10 protein-coding genes are annotated in these 16,905 nt (G+C 41.3%); 1 reads left to right on the forward strand and 9 read right to left on the reverse strand.

The genetic code is table 11. From position 1 onward, the window contains the following. Positions 1 to 4: 4 nt before the first annotated feature. Both CYAN7822_RS09600 and CYAN7822_RS09605 read right to left on the reverse strand, forming a co-directional pair. Complete coding sequence (locus CYAN7822_RS09600) at positions 5 to 2,260, reverse strand: heavy metal translocating P-type ATPase (protein WP_013322055.1); 2,256 nt, start codon at positions 2,258 to 2,260, stop codon at positions 5 to 7. Positions 2,261 to 2,383: 123 nt separating this feature from the next. Continuing rightward, a complete protein-coding gene (locus CYAN7822_RS09605) occupies positions 2,384 to 3,820 on the reverse strand; it encodes a carotenoid oxygenase family protein (protein WP_013322056.1) in 1,437 nt (478 codons plus the stop codon). A gap of 357 nt (positions 3,821 to 4,177) precedes the next feature. On the opposite strand from CYAN7822_RS09605, the gene CYAN7822_RS09610 reads away from it, so the two are divergent. Next, complete coding sequence (locus CYAN7822_RS09610) at positions 4,178 to 10,126, forward strand: translocation/assembly module TamB domain-containing protein (protein WP_013322057.1); 5,949 nt, start codon at positions 4,178 to 4,180, stop codon at positions 10,124 to 10,126. A gap of 265 nt (positions 10,127 to 10,391) precedes the next feature. Here CYAN7822_RS09610 and CYAN7822_RS09615 read toward each other — a convergent pair whose 3' ends face one another. The 7 genes from CYAN7822_RS09615 to CYAN7822_RS09645 form a co-directional block, all read right to left on the reverse strand. Then, positions 10,392 to 11,495 carry a DUF1350 family protein gene (locus tag CYAN7822_RS09615; RefSeq protein WP_013322059.1) on the reverse strand — a complete coding sequence of 368 codons (1,104 nt, stop codon included), beginning with the start codon at positions 11,493 to 11,495 and terminating at the stop codon, positions 10,392 to 10,394. 152 nt (positions 11,496 to 11,647) lie between these two features. Then, entirely contained in the window at positions 11,648 to 12,871 is a 1,224-nt protein-coding gene (locus tag CYAN7822_RS38995; protein WP_013322060.1) for a hypothetical protein, read from the reverse strand. 632 nt (positions 12,872 to 13,503) lie between these two features. Further along, on the reverse strand, positions 13,504 to 14,946 hold the full coding sequence (locus tag CYAN7822_RS09625) for a family 10 glycosylhydrolase (RefSeq protein WP_013322061.1): 1,443 nt from the start codon (positions 14,944 to 14,946) through the stop codon (positions 13,504 to 13,506). 133 nt (positions 14,947 to 15,079) lie between these two features. Further along, positions 15,080 to 15,484, reverse strand: coding sequence for a photosystem II protein Psb27 (gene psb27, locus CYAN7822_RS09630; protein ID WP_013322062.1), 405 nt, complete (start codon positions 15,482 to 15,484; stop codon positions 15,080 to 15,082). Positions 15,485 to 15,634: 150 nt separating this feature from the next. Next, positions 15,635 to 16,027 (reverse strand): RidA family protein, encoded by a 393-nt coding sequence (locus CYAN7822_RS09635; RefSeq protein ID WP_013322063.1) that lies wholly within the window; start codon positions 16,025 to 16,027, stop codon positions 15,635 to 15,637. A 9-nt stretch (positions 16,028 to 16,036) separates the two neighbouring features. Beyond that, positions 16,037 to 16,456 carry a secondary thiamine-phosphate synthase enzyme YjbQ gene (locus tag CYAN7822_RS09640; protein ID WP_013322064.1) on the reverse strand — a complete coding sequence of 140 codons (420 nt, stop codon included), beginning with the start codon at positions 16,454 to 16,456 and terminating at the stop codon, positions 16,037 to 16,039. Between the two features lie 11 nt (positions 16,457 to 16,467). After that, entirely contained in the window at positions 16,468 to 16,878 is a 411-nt protein-coding gene (locus CYAN7822_RS09645; RefSeq protein ID WP_013322065.1) for a hypothetical protein, read from the reverse strand. Between the last annotated feature and the right edge of the window lie 27 nt (positions 16,879 to 16,905).

The following is a 16,905-nucleotide window of genomic DNA, read 5'->3' on the forward strand; positions in this document are numbered from 1 at the left end:
TAATTCAACTCTTATCAACCGGTTGAAAATTCCGTAATCTCAACGCATTTGTCACCACTGAAACTGAACTTAAAGCCATTGCCCCGCCGGCAATAATCGGATTGAGTAACCATCCTAAAATCGGGTATAAAATACCGGCAGCAATGGGAATTCCTACCAGGTTATAAATAAAAGCAAAAAAGAGGTTCTGCCGAATATTACTCATGGTAGCGCGAGATAATTGAATCGCTGTGACAATGCCTTGTAAGTCTCCAGAAATGAGGGTAATATCACTCGCCGCCATCGCCACATCGGTTCCTGTACCTATCGCTATCCCGACATCAGCTTGGGCTAAAGCTACCGCGTCGTTAATTCCATCGCCTACCATTCCTACCCGTTTTCCTTGCTGCTGAAGGGCGGCTATTTGAGCGGCTTTTTGATCGGGTTTAACTTCTGCTATCACTCGTTCTATGCCTAATTCATGAGCAATGGTTTTAGCGGTAGCATAATTATCTCCCGTTAGCATCACCACTTCTAATTTCATCCGTTTTAAAGCGTTTACAGCTTCTCGGGAGGCAGGTTTAAGCGCGTCACTAATACCCATAATTGCCTCTATTTGCCCATTAAGGGCGATCCAGATGACTGTTTTACCTAAATATTGCAATCTTTCCTGATCCTTGGCTAAAACCTCTGTAGCAATGCCTAATTCTTGCATCCATCGTCCGGTCCCGATTTGCACCCATTGCCCCTCAACGTTACCTTGTACGCCGCTACCGGCAATAGCTTCAAATTCAGTTGCTTGGGTGGGAGTGACTTGTTGCGCTTTGCTATAGCGCAGGATCGCTTCGGCTAAGGGATGTTCTGAATAACGTTCGATGGAAGCGGCTAAGCGTAGCAGATTTAATTCATTGCCCTCGCTCACGCCTTTAACGGTAATAAAATCAGTAACGGTGGGTTTTCCTTCAGTTAAGGTGCCGGTTTTATCAAAGACGATGGTTTTTAGTTGATGAGCTAATTCCAAACTCTGAGCATCTTTGATTAAGATACCGTTTTTTGCGCCTATTCCTGTGCCCACCATTACTGAGGTAGGAGTGGCTAACCCTAACGCGCAAGGACAAGCGATAATCAACACTTCCACTGCACAAATAAGGGCAAGGGTAATGTTTCCTATTATACTCAACCAGATGACAAAAGTAGCAATAGCAATGGTGATGACTGCCGGTACAAACCAAGCGGTAATCTGATCAGCTAATTTTTGTATGGGGGCTTTTGAGCCTTGTGCTTGTTGCACTAATTGTACAATTTGAGCCAGTACCGTGTCTTGTCCCACGCGAGCGGCTTTAAACTGAAAACTGCCGCTTTTGTTGATGGTTGCCCCAATGACTTGATCTCCTGCTTGTTTTTTAACGGGTATGCTTTCCCCCGTTATCATCGACTCATCTACCGTAGAACTTCCCTCGATGACTTCTCCATCCACAGGAATTTTTTCCCCAGGACGCACTAAGATAAGATCACCGACGGCTACTGATGAAATGGGAAGAACGATTTCTTGTCCGTTACGGATGATCAGAGCGGTTTTCGGTTGTAAGCCGATCAATTGCCGCATGGCTTGAGAAGTTTGTCTTCTGGCTCGGTGTTCTAGCAGTCTTCCCAATAAAATCAGGGTAATGACAACGGCAGCCGATTCATAATATACTTCTGTGGTTAATCCTTGAGCAATTAATACTTGAGGAAATAGCGTCACAAACAGAGAGTAAAAGAAGGCGGCACTGGTTCCCAACACCACTAATGTATCCATCGTCGCACTACCGTGTTTAAGCGCTTTCTGAGCATTTTTATAAAAGCGCCCGCCGCACCAAAATTGTACCGGAATGGTTAATATCAGTTGTAACCAAGGATTATGTAACCAGGAGGGGATAAAAGGGATAGATACCCCTAGCATCATCGGCAATGCGCCCAAAACTAAGATAATACTAATGATTCCCCCGATGATCACTTTTTGCCGCAGTTTTTTTTCTTCCTTGAGGCGGATGGTTTTTTCTTGGTCTTCTAATTCTGTGTCAAATTGTTTGATAGGAAAGGCTTCATAGCCGGCTTTTTCGACGGCTTGCTGTATTTGTCCGACATCGGTTTGTTTAGGATGATACTGTACGGTGGCTTGTTCAGCGCCAAAATTAACATTACAACTGATGACACCAGATACCTTTTGGATGGCTTGTTCAATACGAGATGCACAAGCGGCGCATCCCATTCCTGTCAGTTTAAGGGTAATATTTTCCATGCTTGACTCCTTGCCGCAATGCTCTGGGAGTTTTAGTTCTTTACCTTTTATGATAAACCCTACAGTTTCCTGGAGAGTCAAGCCGGTTAAGGATTTCTTTATGTTTATAGGTTAGAAGAGAGATCAAGCTGGTTTCCAAGTTCCATGAAAACCAAGAGCAACTACAGAGGGAAGAAGTAAGCGGCAAAGCGGCTCATCTTCTAAATGTTCGCTATCATAAATTCTCACTTCAGAACAATGGTGGTTGCCATCATAAACCACTGTCAACACCCAACCCTGTTCCGAACCTGGCTGTGAGGGCACAAAAATGGGTTCACAGGGATAACAATTATCCCCCATATCGGCTATAGATAAATGTCCCTTTTTATGGTCAAATTTCGCTATCGCCCCCAAGATTTCCTCAGCAATATCGACTCCTTCTCGATGAACAGATAAATAAGTATAACGCCAAGGTTTTCCTTGTTGATGAGGAGGAACAAGCGGAAATTCACAAGCGCGATCCATCCATGAGAACATTTCAATGATTTTACCGGTAACCGGGTTAAGACGAACGTGATACAGCGTACCTTTAGCCAATGTTTCTGTTTTGCCGGTGGCAATTTCTTTTAAATATTGATTGGTTTGAAAATTGCCATAATGCACAAAATCCACCGCTACTGTTCCATCTTGTTCCATATATCCATTAGCATAGTGCCATTGATACCAAGGATCTGCTTCGGATTGACTAATCAAACTGAGATTATGGCGATTAAATATCAATATTTTAGTTCCTATTTCGGGCTTCCATTCCATCGCCTCGCTATAACTTTTTAAACCTAAAAGTACAGGGATTGCCTTGATTCTAACCGGCGAAACAAAGAAAATTAAATAGTCTCCTGCCAAAACAAAATCATGAATTAAAGGAAGACCCGACAACCGATGAGAAGCCCTAGCTAAAAGATTTCCTTGAGCATCACATTGATAGATCTGTAAAACGCAAGACAGTCCTAGGCTTACACCAAAATTATAAATATATCCTGTATTCGGGTCAATTTTGGGGTGAGCGGAAAAGAGATCTGTCGTTTTTAACCAAGATAAATTATCTTTTTTAAAGGTTTCTAAAGTCTGTAAATCTAAGCTGTGAGGCCATCCTCCTTCCCACAAGGCTAGAAGCCGGTCATTTAAAGCTAAAACAGATGTATTGGCGGTATTTTTTACCTCTTTTCCCCAACTTTTCCAAAAGGGGCCCGGAACCGTCATTCCGTAGTTAGGATACAAAAACTGATCGGCAAGTGCTTCTGTTTGATAGCCTCGAGTTTGAATGTAGCGATAGACTCCTGTTGCGCCTTCGTCGGTAAAATGGACCGCTAAAATAGCACCATCCCCATCAAACCAATGGCCTACCCGTTTTCCTCCTCTTTCTAATCTAGCTGAGGTATTGCGGTATAAACTACCTCTGAGTCCTGTAGGTATTTGACCCGATAGTATAGACAGAGGTGTCAATGAAAATTCTTGGGCCGGTTTTGAAATCGCTTTTGACCAAGCTTTATGTTTTAGAGGTAGCTGCTGAAGGATTGACATATAAGCAAATCGGCAACAGAGAATAAAAAATAGGCAATAGAAGGAAAGCAGAATAACTAATAACTATTGATTAATGACTATTAGCTACTGCGAGCAAGCAAGAGCATCTCTACTGACTAATAACTAATAACAGTAGATATCACAAGGTAACCGATGTCAACAATAATACACAAAAGAACCTTGCAACCAATGATCACAATTTATAACTTATTGTAGATTTTTATGGGAATACTGCTAGAATATTATTGTTGTCGGACTTCTCTTCCTCACACATCTATCAAGAGATAGGGATCAGGTTAAGTTACCTCGTTCCCTGCTCTTGTGTGTGGTCAATCCAATCAGCTAGGCAGAAAGACGATGACTAATGGTTCGCCCAATACTCCCCCTGAGCCTTCAGAACAACCTAGTTTTGCTACTCGTTTAAGACGATTCATCAGACGACCTTCAACTCAAATCGGGGGAGGAGTATTAATTCTATTGGGAATTGGCGGCTATTTAGGAGTACGATATTTTGTTTATGAAAAATTGTCTCCCTTGGTCTCCACACAATTAAGTAATTATATTAACCGAAAAGTTAATATAGGAAAAGTTGAAAGTTTTTCTTTAACACATATTCGCTTTGGCACTTCATCAATTCCGGCTACCCCAACCGATTTAGATACGCTCTCTCTAAAAGCCGTTGACATTAAATTTGACTGGCTTCCTTTTTTATTGGGTCGTCCTCTACCGTTAGATGTAACCATTGTTGACCCTAATCTCTACTTAGATCAAGATAAAAATGGCAAATGGACTAATATTGAACTGCCGAAAAATCAGCGAGAATTACCCATTGATTTCGATCTCAAAGTCCGCCTAGAAGATGCTGATCTCGACTTAAAACCCTATGCCCTGAAAAAAATTATTCCCATCCAAGCCGCCGGCAATCTTAGATATACTAAAACCAAGGTACAAGACCTTCAATATAATTTAGATGTTGCCCTGCTGCAAAGCCAAGTGAATGTCAAAGGGCAAAGCGTTATAGAATCCGGTAAAACTCGCCTCAATTTAACCGTAAACAGATTAGCCTTAACAGAATTAGTAACCCTTATTCCCAATGCTCCCCTAAAACTGAATAGTGGGGTATTTAATGCTAATCTCAATCTCAATGTGCCCTCATTTGAAAATATAGAAGGAACTCAGGGACAAGGACAAGTCAGTTTATCCCAACTAGCCGGACGAATTCCCTCTTTACAAGCGCCGTTAAACGCTAATATCCAAATCCGTTTTCAAGGCCAAAAAGTCTTAGTCGATGCTTTTGATGCTAATGTCAATAACATTGTTGCCCAAGCCAAAGGCTCCATCGATTGGCAACAGGGTTATAATCTCAATGTAGAAATAAAACCTTTCAAATTTAGTAATTTAGCGCGGCTAGTTTCTCTATCCTTACCCCTTAAAGTGGATGGACAGCTTCAACTAAAATTCAAAATAACGGGGGCAGTGACTCAACCTTTAATCATCGGCAATATTAATAATAAAAATCCGGTGTTACTGGATAAACTTAGCCTCAGAAATATTAACGCGAATTTCCGCACCAATCTCAATCAACTTTGGGTAAAAAATCTTCAAATTCAACCCACAGGGGGAGGACAAATTACCGCCAATGGAATAGTCCAATTAGGCATTCTCAAATCTTGGCAACAAAAACGCCCCATCGTCTGGGGAAAAATGCCGCTTACAGCCTCTTTTAAAGGAGCTTTTCCCGCCGAAGGAATCCTTAAACCTTATGTCAATTTCCCTCAAGCAGTAAGCGTCGGAACGATTAATACTGAAGGAAAACTTCAAGGAACTTTCGATAAACTGACAAGCACCGTTGCTTGGCAAACGCCGAATTTAGCCACAGTATCGGATGTAAAAATAGCGGGTTCGGGGAATATTTTATGGGCAGGGCCAACGGTTTTAATTCGAGATACTCAATTACAAACAGATCAAGGCAATCTTAATGTTGAGGCCAGTGGTAATTTTAAACGGAAAGATTGGATAACCTCCCTCACAGCTAAAACCTTTGACTTAGATCCCTTTGTGGCTATTTTATGTGGCAATGTGGCCAATTTGTGCGGCTATACCACAGCCGTTAAACCCGTTCGTTTACAAACTGCCAATATTCAATTAGCCGGAAGATTAGATCGATTTGGTACAGACACTCTCAAAGGCATAGCAAACCTCGACCTCAATGTCCAAAAAGGAACCGTCGCTGTCAATAGTCAAATTTTAGCAGGCAACATCAACGCCAATATTTTCGCGTCTCAACTGGCTTTAAGTCCTTTTCTGCCGAATAATATCTCCATACCCGTTAATCTGGTTCGCACCTCTGCCAGACTGAGTGGCCCCATAGAAGACCTTTTAAATCAAAATTGGAATCGCTTACAAGCCAATGCAGATATCAATTTACAAGTCAATAATAACCCGGTTAATGTTATCAGCCGCTTAAACGGGGGACTTGTACAAGCCGTCGTTAATACCTCTCAAATTCCCCTCAATCAGTTTTTGCCTAACTTAACCGTTCCAGTTAGCGTACAGCAAACCCGGGCAATTATTACAGGTTCTCTCGAACAAATATTAAACCGACAAGTCAATAGCCTGACAGCCAGTGCTAATGTGCGCTTAAATATCGCCAATAGTCCAGCCAATCTGATTGCTAATGTAGAAAATGGCTTGATCGAAGCAGCCGCCAATCTAAACTCTCTCTCCCTAAATCGCGTTCTGCCTCAGTTACCCGTAGCCGCTAATTTAAACACCTCTCAACTCAATCTGAGCGGCAATTTACAATCTTTAGTATCCTCATTTCTAGAAGGTAATCTGAACTTAAATGATGTCAGAGCCACCGCAAACGTCAAACTAGGGGTAGCTCAGGGAACCGTAACCGCCCTTGCTCGCTTAAATAATAATCAATGGCAAAGTAGTATTGTCGGTAGCAATATTAATACCGCTCAACTCGTGCGGCGGTTTGCGCCCAAGATTGGGTCCCAATATACCAATCTTCCCGATACAGACGCTAGACTCTTTCTCTCGGGTTCAATCTTACCGCTTTTAGCGCGCAATCAAGCCTTTTCTATCACAGCCAATAATGTAGAAATTGCACTCGGAGAGCAAATTGTCAATGCTAGAGGCAATATTCGGGTAACTGACTTATTTACTCGTCCTGATGCCAGCGCTAATCTATTAGTAACCGCCCGAACTAATCTTAATCAACTCCCCACCACTCAACTCTTAGCCGGAATTCCCAACCCTCAAGGATTTTTACCGAAAAGATTAGACCTTGGTGGCAAAGCTAACTTTGATGGGCGTTTGATCGCTCAAAACCTATTGACGGCTCCCACTGCCCCCGGAAATCTTCAATTAGCAGGCAATTTAAATCTGATTAATTTCGCCTTTAATAACCGTCCCTTTGATCCCCTCTTAAAAGGCAGTGTTCAGGTTACCCTAGGCCAAAACATCGCCATTGATTTGCGAGGAAAACAAGACATTATCGCGGCTGTCGCTGAACCCTGTACCCGTCAAGACTGTCTGATTCCTTATCTACCAGTTTCCTTTACTTTCCGAGAATATAGTCCCAATCAGCCGCCGATTTTAGCCACAGGAAGACGAGAAGGAGAGCGTTTTATTGCTCAAATTGAAAGCTTTCCCCTACAAGTGTTAAACATCTCACCCTTCAGTCAATATGGGCTTCCTGGAGTGGTGCAAGGCATTGTCAATTTAAATGCAGACATCAACTTATTTAGCCTCGCCACCTCGGGAAATCTCAAGGTTAATCAACCCGCTATCGGCATCTTTCGAGGGGATAACTTACAAGCAAGCTTTACCTATGCTGATAAAATCGCTCAGTTAGCCTCAGCTACCCTCGTTACCCGAACCAGTGAATATAACCTCAAAGGTTCTTTCAATTTTGGTACAGGCGCAATTTTTGCTAAAGCGAATGTGGATAATGGGAATATAGAAGATATTTTGGCGGCGGTAGGCACTCCGGATATAGCAACCCTCATCAGTTGGATTCAAAGACAACCCTCTAACTTGCTCAAGACGGCTGAACTTCCGGCTTATGCTTTGGGAAATAAGAACGCGCCGCTTGATATACAAGTGAACTTATATGCCCGAATTGCTGAATATATCAAAGCTTTAGCGAGAGAGCGAGAAAAATCAGGCGTTCCTACCCAGTTAGACCTAATGGGTGTCTATCAGGCCAGTTTAACCTTAGCAGGAACCCTGCAAAATCCAGAGGCTAACGTTCAATTTCAAGGTAGCAATTGGACATGGAATCCTCAGCCATCTTATCCTAATATTATTGATCCACTTGGATTTGTTATTCAAGATACTCGAACGATACCGATTAATGAAATAACCCTGCAAGCGAGTTTGAATAACGGCGTTATTGCCATAGAACCGGCGCGGCTAAGAGTGCAAAATAGTGTCGTTTTCTTCCAAGGACAAACGAATCTTGCCAGTGGAAAATTAAGCGGCAACTTTGGGGTCAACAATTTAAGCACCGATACAATTAACAATTTTGTTACCGTTCCTCTAGATTTGGCCGGCAATCTGAATATAGGGGGAAATTTATCAGGCAATCTGAATAATCCCCAAGTGGCGGGCAACTTTTCTTTTAATGATGCCGCGTTTAATGCTCGTTTGCTAAATCAAACCATTGCCGGGAATTTTACCTTTACTGACGGACGTTTTCAATTAGCCACCAATAATCCCTCTTTTGTTCAAATATCTGCTAGTGTGCCTTATCCTCCTCTTGCTAAAAGTGATCGTGTAGAAGCTTCGATTAATTTAGGAACAGAAGCCTTAAAATTAGTCAATATCTTTACCAGTGATCAGATTTCTTGGCTTTCAGGAGAGGGTCGAGTAACGGCCATGGCAACAGGACGTTTAGTCACCGATCAAGGCATCAAAATTAGCGATTTAGTGGTGCATGGCGGGGTACTTTTAAATAATGCGGCTATTGCCACCGCTACCTTTCCAGAAATTCTCACCGTTAATAGTCAAATCGTCTTTGATCGTCAACTGTTGAATGTTCAACAACTATCCGCCACTTTTGCCGAGAGTCAAATTGCCGCGCAGGGAGTTTTACCTTTCTTTGAAGCCTTATCTCCTAATAATCGCCAAAGTTCTAATCCTTTAACGGTGGTTGTTCAACAAGGAGATATTAATTTAGAGGGTCTTTATCGAGGTTTAATTGATGGTAGAGTAGTGGTGAATGGCTCGGCTTTAAAACCTATAATTGGGGGAACTGTTCGCTTATCCAATGGTCAGGTATTTGTGCCAGAAAGAAGAGAGGAGCAACAGCAAGCTAGTCCGGTAGCCAATCAATGGTTATTAACTTCAAAACGCCTTCAATCTTCGCCGGTTTCTCCTCAATTGAACAATTTACAAATCATTTTAGATCGTTTAAGAATTGAACAAAATCCTTTGTATGAGTTTGATTTTGGCGGCGAAATTGCTTTAAATGGAACCTTTAAAGACCTGAATAGTTTACAGCCTACGGGAACAATTCTATTAAGTAGAGGCATTGTTAATTTTGTTGATACTCGCTTTTTATTAGATCGTCGCTATCAAAATGAGATTGTTTTTGATCCTATTCAAGGTTTATTTAATCCGGATTTAAATATCAGAATGAGAACCATTATTTCTGATTTTCCCAATAGCGAGCTTAATCGTCAAGTGCGTGCTGAGTTCAGTAATGAAATTCCTGATGATAGTCTCAATAAAGTTGAACGGATAGATGTTACCTTGGCTATTGATGGGCGGCTGTCGCAAATTTTACCGGGTTTCAGTAAAGATATTAGCGAAATTTGCCAAATTTTTCCTACCATGCCGCCTGTTACTATCCAAAATCAATATACTCAACAACAGTTAAATCAATTAGAAACTTGTCTTCGTGCTGTGGCAACCACAAGAAATGGAAAAGCCGACGAACAGTTATTAGCGAGTTCTGCTATCACGCTCTCGAGTAGTCCGCCTCGAAGTGAAGCACAAATTATTAATTTACTGGGAAATCAGTTACTGAATATCGCAGAAGCTTTACAAGGGAAAAATACTCAGCAACTCGTGGAATATGGGGTAGTGCAATTAGCTTTTCCTTTGGTATTACAGAATGTGGCTTATGATATTGAAAATACTGTGGCTAAGTCGCTTAATATGGCTGATTTTCGCTTTTTACCTTATCTTGAAGCCATCTATCGTGTGGGGAAAAATGATGAGTCTTTTGTGAGAATTTCTTATGATTATAATTTTAATGAAGTTAGGGTTCGCTACGAAAGAAAGTTTTAGCGGCAAGCGGGGAGAAAATATAAATTTACGCAACAAATTAGCTCAAATCGGGTTAACTAATTTTGATAAAACTTTAATTCTGGCTGGAAGGGCGCAAGTAATAATTAGCTACACAATGATCCCAAATCCGGGTTAGCTACCCCTTTTATAATGACCTCCCGCGTAGGCGGGCTTTGTTCGTATAGCCCTACCCTTGAGGGTAAGGGGATTAAAGGGGGTAAGTAAGCCGGATTCAGTATTAGTCTAGATGCGCTACTACAACATGCTAAGAGAACCTTGTTGTTAACTCTTGTTGAGCATTAGCCTGCTTATCTTCTAAACGTTGGAATAATTGACTTACAGGAGATTCAAACTCTTTATTTCGTTTTTGTATAGGCTCAATCAGTGGAATATAATCCTTAAGGTCTGGAAAATTGATGACAAAATTGCCGAATAGAATCCCCAATGGTCTTAAATGTCCACCTTTTAACTCTTCTTTAAAATCTGTAGGAGGTTTTTTAAAATCCTCCTCAAACCACTGACAAGTTGATAAAGCTATTTTATCTGTTTTAAATGAAGTTAACCCCAGGAGATTAAATAGATTAGCGTTCTTGATTAAGGCATAGGTTTCCTCTGGGGTTGGCTTGACATTCAAACCTAAGTTAATAAAGATACTTGCTAAAGGTTGCGGGATAGCACTATCAAGACCTGTATTGACAGGAGCTAATAGTAAAGACGGTTGATTCTTAATAAAGATGCTGCTAATTTCGATGTCCCCTTTCAACTCTTTGAAATTAGGTTCTTTCTTGATGTAATATTCAATTAAGCGTTTAGCCTCTTTACGCTTTATTTCTAGATCATTAATCAGGATTAATAGTTCTGTAAAGGTCGTCTCAATCTTCCTAGCAATTTTGACTTGAGAATCTCTTTTTTTGGCGGTTGATCTAATTAGGGTATCAATAAACTTTCTAAGTTCTTTAAGATGATTAGAATAGTTAGGATCACTAGGTTTGCCAATAACAGGTAAAGCACTAAACGCTTCCAAAAGAGCAATATATTTACAGCCAATGCTATGGCCTATCCAAGAAAAGTTTTGGTCACTGAGATAGGGTTGATAGTCATAGCCAGCAAATTTTGCCCTTCTGACAAGCTCTGGCATTATATCATACTGTTCTCTGATTAAAAAGCCAGACTCGGCATAATGGTTAAAAGTAAAGTTGAATGGTAAAAGAACAATTGTATAACCATCATTGAATAGACTTTGAAGTAAAGAGCGATAGAAAATCATTGGCCAAAATGTACCAAAGAAAGCACCGCCAATAAATTGAATTACTCCTTGAGGTTTTGGATGTAGAGCCACCCAGCTATGAGAAATAGGTCGAAATTTCATCGTTAAAGTTAATCCTTTTAGTCAACTGTAAAAAAGCCATCCCACCCGAATTCAAAATATGCAGTTTTTCAGCTATATAATAGTGGTTAAGGTGGTTAAGAGAAGGGGATTATGCCACCCCTTCATTGAAATTTGCTAGATGAGAAATTGTTTTACTTCACATTAATTGAGTAAGTGCGATTGCTAGAACCAGAAAACGCAGTAGCAGTGGCTTCAGGAGAGGGAAAAACAAAAAGAACTTTTCCACTTAAGTTGCCCAAATTCCATGGACCGTTATCTAGAGAGAAAGCAACGGAACCTTTTTGGGGAAAGTACAAGCCAACAAAATCTCCTTTTTTGACTGAAATGGGACTGGGAAGATCAAATGAATTTGCTCCCACTACAGGAGTTTTTAAATCACTTTTAGCAATTACAGACCAGGAATTTGCATTTCGTCTGTAAATAATTAGTTGTACAGGTAAGGTATTCTTGGCCCAAACATTCCACTTTCTTATTTCTCCATCCACATTGATTGAATTATTGGTATCCACTAAGTAGAGATTATTTTGTGAATCCGAGTAGGCTCTATTTAAGATAGTATTACCTCCTTGAATAGTGAGAGTCAGTCTCGCATTGACAAGATAAATGAAATTTCCAATTCTCGGACCGTATTCAAATGGTGCTTGTATCGCTGGCTGTTGTAATGCCGGAGGCAGTAAATAGAAGATTTTGCTGAAATCGACTTTAACGTTTTTAGTAGCACCTGAAACTAAGAAACAATCTGACTTAGTTTTTTTCTTGCCTGTATCTTGGTCATAGAAAAGTTGTGAAAATGCCTTGATCGTCAAATCATCTACGGGAGAAACGTACACCAAATATCCTTTTCCATCTAATTCTTTAGCCTTTAATTCTGCATCTTTGACATTATCAAAGAAAGCAATTTCTGTGCTTTGAATGTTCAGAGGGCATTGACTTTCAGGGAATCCAGCTACTACACTGTATATTCTGCCGTTCAAGGGAGCATTAATGGTGAAAAGTACGTTAGTTCCCGTAGTTACAGCATTTGCAGCTTGGAAATCAAACCAACCTTCAGTAAATGAGCCATTAGTTCCGTTTTTCTTACGACCCTCTTCGAGAATTGGTCTATAAGCTGCTGGAAAATCGCTTTGATTTTCAGGCAGTATCTGACTTAGGTCAGTATTGGGGATAGCTACATCATATTTCAATATATCTTGATATACTTTCACTCCTTGTGCCTGTTGTTCTGGAGTGGCGTAAAAAGTGGTTATCCCTCGCGATGCCGGCTCAGGAAGTTGTTGAGCGAAAGCTGGATTTACTCCACCTAGACACACAACAAAGCTAAGAATAACAGCCAGAAAGGAAGTTAACTTTTTCACAAATTCTCCTCAATGTTCTGTGTTTTTCAAGTTCTTTTAGGAAAGAAGTTTTCTCTTTCCACATCTTTTAGACGTTTCTCAAGACAAATTTGCGAATTTTTCGAGTTACAGGCAATTTTTCTGCCCCAAAATCCACCGCAAAACCTTATTAGGACTTACGCACCGTAACCAAATGATAAGGGTTTGAGATTCTTCGTGATCCTTCGCAAGGCTCGCTTAGGACATAAAATCGTCGTTTTTAATCAGGAGTGCGTAACTCCTACTTATAACCCTTTGTTCGGTTACCTTTGAGCCTCTGCAAACTCTTCTGAGCTTCTCCACCCGGATAAGCTAAGACGCATTTAAATTTAATATGCTCAAGTTAAAAAATAAACCTCTAACCCTTTGCCCACACCCTACCCCTTACCCCCTGTCGCCAAGAACAATTTAAATGCGTGACAGCTTATCACAACTGCTGACTCAAAGCACGTTGATATGCTTGTAAGTAAGTACGTGGGCTTCCATTAAACGTAAAACAGAGAGGGGGAATAGGGAACATCGGCTCTGGAAATAGGTAACAGGGAAGGGATTGAGCCATTTTTAAGAGTTAATAAGAGTGTTAATTTATTTATGCCCAGCTACTTACCTGAACTTCAAAACCGACAAGAGCGGCGCTCATTTTCCAATTCCGGCTCTTGCCAAGAAAAGGAAAAATGACTAATGGCCTTAATTTGAGGAGCCGCCGCTTCAATAGCCCGCATTTGTTCTTCTAGAGAGGGACGTTTATCATAATCTCGTCCCCATAACCCGGCCAATGCAGGGACAATTTTTACCTGTCCAGAAGCCATACCCGTCACACGTTTAACCTGTTGAACAATACAGCTAGGAGTTCCACAAACCCCATAAGACATGGGATGCCATTCGATCAAAGGGGGAAACTTATCCCAAGGTTGTAAGCGAGAATCAAACCCTTTTTGCCCAACTACTTGATTGCCATCCGGGAAAAATACCGCCCCGGCGACTATGCCTCGACGTTGTACCAAAGTCGCCGCCTGAGAGAGAAAATTAATCACCCCTTGGGCAGCATGAGCGACACTGAGATACCACAATTCATCTTTCAAGCGTTGAAAACGAGCATTAGCCGGTAGTTGCATTTCATTAGGGGGAGGGGTGCGCCCTTGCCAAAGCGGGGAACCTTCTTCAGGATACTGGTTATCCACCGTCACCAGATCATTAAGCGTAATATATCCTTGAGTCACATATCGCTCAATCAAGGCTCGTCCTTTATTATTGAGAGCGCGGTTATACAGGGCTTGTCGAGAGGCACTACCATAAATCCATAAATCTTTCACTTCCCCGGCAGCAGATTTATTGCCGGTCCCTCGAGGATAACGAACATAATCAAATAATACGCCGTCTGGTTCTCGTCTCAGCACAGCATTGAGTAATACCGTATAATCTTGTTGGGCTTGAGGATGATAGGGATCAACAAATCCTTGAGACTGATCATGAACATAAGCAATACTGGTTTGTCCTGCCCCATTACGGGCTAATACATCCTGACGCTCTGGACGCTGAGCATAGACATAGCCAAAATTGAGGGTAAATAGCCAAGCATAGACTTTTAATCCCCGTTGATGTCCTTTTTTAATCGTTTCGGCTAATAAATCCACATTTTCCGCGCCTGGGGTTCTGACAATGGTATCCCATGAGGTAGGATTATCGTTAGGCGGCAGCAAAACTTGACTATCAGAAAACGTTTCGACATAAACCGTATTGTAACCTCGATTGACAATGCGGTCTAAAATAGCGTCAATAGAACCTGCGCGAACATCACAAGGATATAATCTTAACCAAATTGCCTGTTGTTGGGGCCAAGTCTGGTTACGACAGCGACGTAATAATTCTGCATGTTTTCTGACTAGAGCATCGTAGTCTTTTTCGGCTTGTATATTTCCTTTTAAAGCAGTTTCCCGTAAATTCTCTTTGCTAGACGCTTCTTCTGGGGATAATTGACAGTAATAATTAGCCGCTTGACCCGGTAGAGGATATCCCGTCTCTACCATTAAACCACTCGCTGTCAGTAGTCCAGCCATTAGACTGCGGCAAACCCGATGACATAAAGCTGTTTTGTTCACTGTTTTGCTTGAGTTTGCTTATCCTGTTCAACGATACAGCCCGCCATAAGCGGGCTTTGAGCAACAAAATCGATGGGCAAACACCAATGGCTTAGATGCCTTTTTCCAAAGCAAATTGGACTTGTTTAAATTCTTGTTTTAAACGATTTTTGAGCTTTTCGGGTAAAGGACGAGTACCGTAGCTAGTATAGTAGCCAGCTATCGCATTAAGAGCCGTTTGCATGGTGGTAAAAGAACGTAGTCCACCAGAGTTTTGATCGCGCCGATAACGAGAAATATAGTCATTAATTTCATCTCTGGCTTGAGATTGAATTTCTGCTTTGTTCTCCGCCTCTTTGGGCAGTTCGATCACCGCACTTAGAGTATCGATGAGTTTAAGAGTATCTTGAGTATAATTGCCACCCAGTCCTGTGGGGCTGCTAGAACACCCAACTAACCCAATAACCACCACCAGCATCAGCGCAAGTAACCGAGATAATAAAGATTTTATAGACATGATTGAATCTGATAGAAAAGTTGATCCCAAGTTGACCTTATCCTATCAGGAATTGACCCCCTTAGTCATTAGTCATTGGTCAGTAGTCATTAGTCATTGGTCATTGGTCATTGGTCATTGGTCATTAGTCCTTTTTCCTTTCCCCTGTTGCTATACCACCGCAATACATTCTATTTCTACCAAAACATCTTTAGGCAGACGGGAAACTTCTACACAAGCGCGGGCGGGTGCGGTTTCTTGTGGAAAATATTGAGCATAAATTTGATTCATGTCGGTAAAATTGTTTAAATCATTGAGAAAAACAGTTGTTTTGACTACTGATTCCCAACTGGCTCCGGCTGCTTTTAAAATCGCTTCAATATTACTCATTACCTGTTGTGTCTGTTTGGCGACGTTTCCCTCTCCGACAATTTCAGCCGTTTTCGGATCGAGGGGAATTTGTCCGGCCACAAAAATGATTTGACCACTAGCGGCTACGGCTTGATTATAAGGCCCCACCGGTGCGGGGGCTTCATCAGTACGAATGATTTGATGTTTGGTCATGAGTTAATTTTAGACTCCACTAATGTGAACAACGATTTCTCGATAATGACTCCGGTCTCGATGTTCCCATAAATAAATTCCTTGCCAAGTTCCTAACACTAACCTTCCCTGAGTAATCGGAATTTGTTGAGAAGTTTGCGTCAGCACTGAGCGAATATGGGCGGGCATATCATCAGGACCTTCTGCGTCATGAATATAACTTTTTGAATCTTCTGGGACTAATTTACTAAAAAAGTTTGATAAGTCTCTTAAAACATCGGGATCGGCGTTTTCTTGAATCACTAAAGAGGCAGAAGTATGACGGATAAATAGGGTACATAACCCCATATTTATGCCCGACTCAGCCACAATTGATTTAATTTTAGCGGTGATATCGTGAAAAGATTTACCCGTCGTTTGAATTTTAATGTTTTTTTGATGATGGTTCATCACTACTTTTATTACTCTACCTCATCTATTTCAATATTATCCGCATGGGTTATAAGCTTTTCTTCTTCTAAATCCGAGGAAATCACACTAGATAATTCCTCGGGTTTTTCCTCAGTTTGTTCTGTGGCTTTTTGTTCAGAATCGGATTCTTCCCAGGGGGAGTCGTAGCGATTCCAAGGTAAGATGGGTTTATTAGGGAGTTTATGAGTCAATACTGTGATGTTTTCTGCATCGGGTTCTGGTAGTTCAATACGAGTCGTCAGCTTATCCTCAGCTTCCTTTTCTTCTAGTGATTGTTCTGGTGCTAGGGTGACTTCTTCTTCCTCAGATAATAATTCTTCTACAGAATAGGAAGCTTCACCGGCCGAAAAATTGCCCGCATTGCTATCAGAATCCGTATTGGCAGGTTTAGAAGTCATCATAACCTTAAATCACTCCATCTATTTATT

Origin of the sequence: Gloeothece verrucosa PCC 7822 (genome assembly GCF_000147335.1) — a bacterium.
Taxonomy (GTDB): Bacteria; Cyanobacteriota; Cyanobacteriia; order Cyanobacteriales; family Microcystaceae; genus Gloeothece; species Gloeothece verrucosa.

Bases quoted from the DNA above. Each gene is read 5' to 3' on its own strand.
- CYAN7822_RS09625 (WP_013322061.1), bottom strand. From the start codon at position 14,946: ATGGCTGGACTACTGACAGCGAGTGGTTTAATGGTAGAGACGGGATAT.
- psb27 (WP_013322062.1), bottom strand. From the start codon at position 15,484: ATGTCTATAAAATCTTTATTATCTCGGTTACTTGCGCTGATGCTGGTG.
- CYAN7822_RS09635 (WP_013322063.1), bottom strand. From the start codon at position 16,027: ATGACCAAACATCAAATCATTCGTACTGATGAAGCCCCCGCACCGGTG.
- CYAN7822_RS09615 (WP_013322059.1), bottom strand. From the start codon at position 11,495: ATGAAATTTCGACCTATTTCTCATAGCTGGGTGGCTCTACATCCAAAA.
- CYAN7822_RS09640 (WP_013322064.1), bottom strand. From the start codon at position 16,456: ATGAACCATCATCAAAAAAACATTAAAATTCAAACGACGGGTAAATCT.
- CYAN7822_RS09610 (WP_013322057.1), top strand. From the start codon at position 4,178: ATGACTAATGGTTCGCCCAATACTCCCCCTGAGCCTTCAGAACAACCT.
- CYAN7822_RS09605 (WP_013322056.1), bottom strand. From the start codon at position 3,820: ATGTCAATCCTTCAGCAGCTACCTCTAAAACATAAAGCTTGGTCAAAA.
- CYAN7822_RS09645 (WP_013322065.1), bottom strand. From the start codon at position 16,878: ATGATGACTTCTAAACCTGCCAATACGGATTCTGATAGCAATGCGGGC.
- CYAN7822_RS09600 (WP_013322055.1), bottom strand. From the start codon at position 2,260: ATGGAAAATATTACCCTTAAACTGACAGGAATGGGATGCGCCGCTTGT.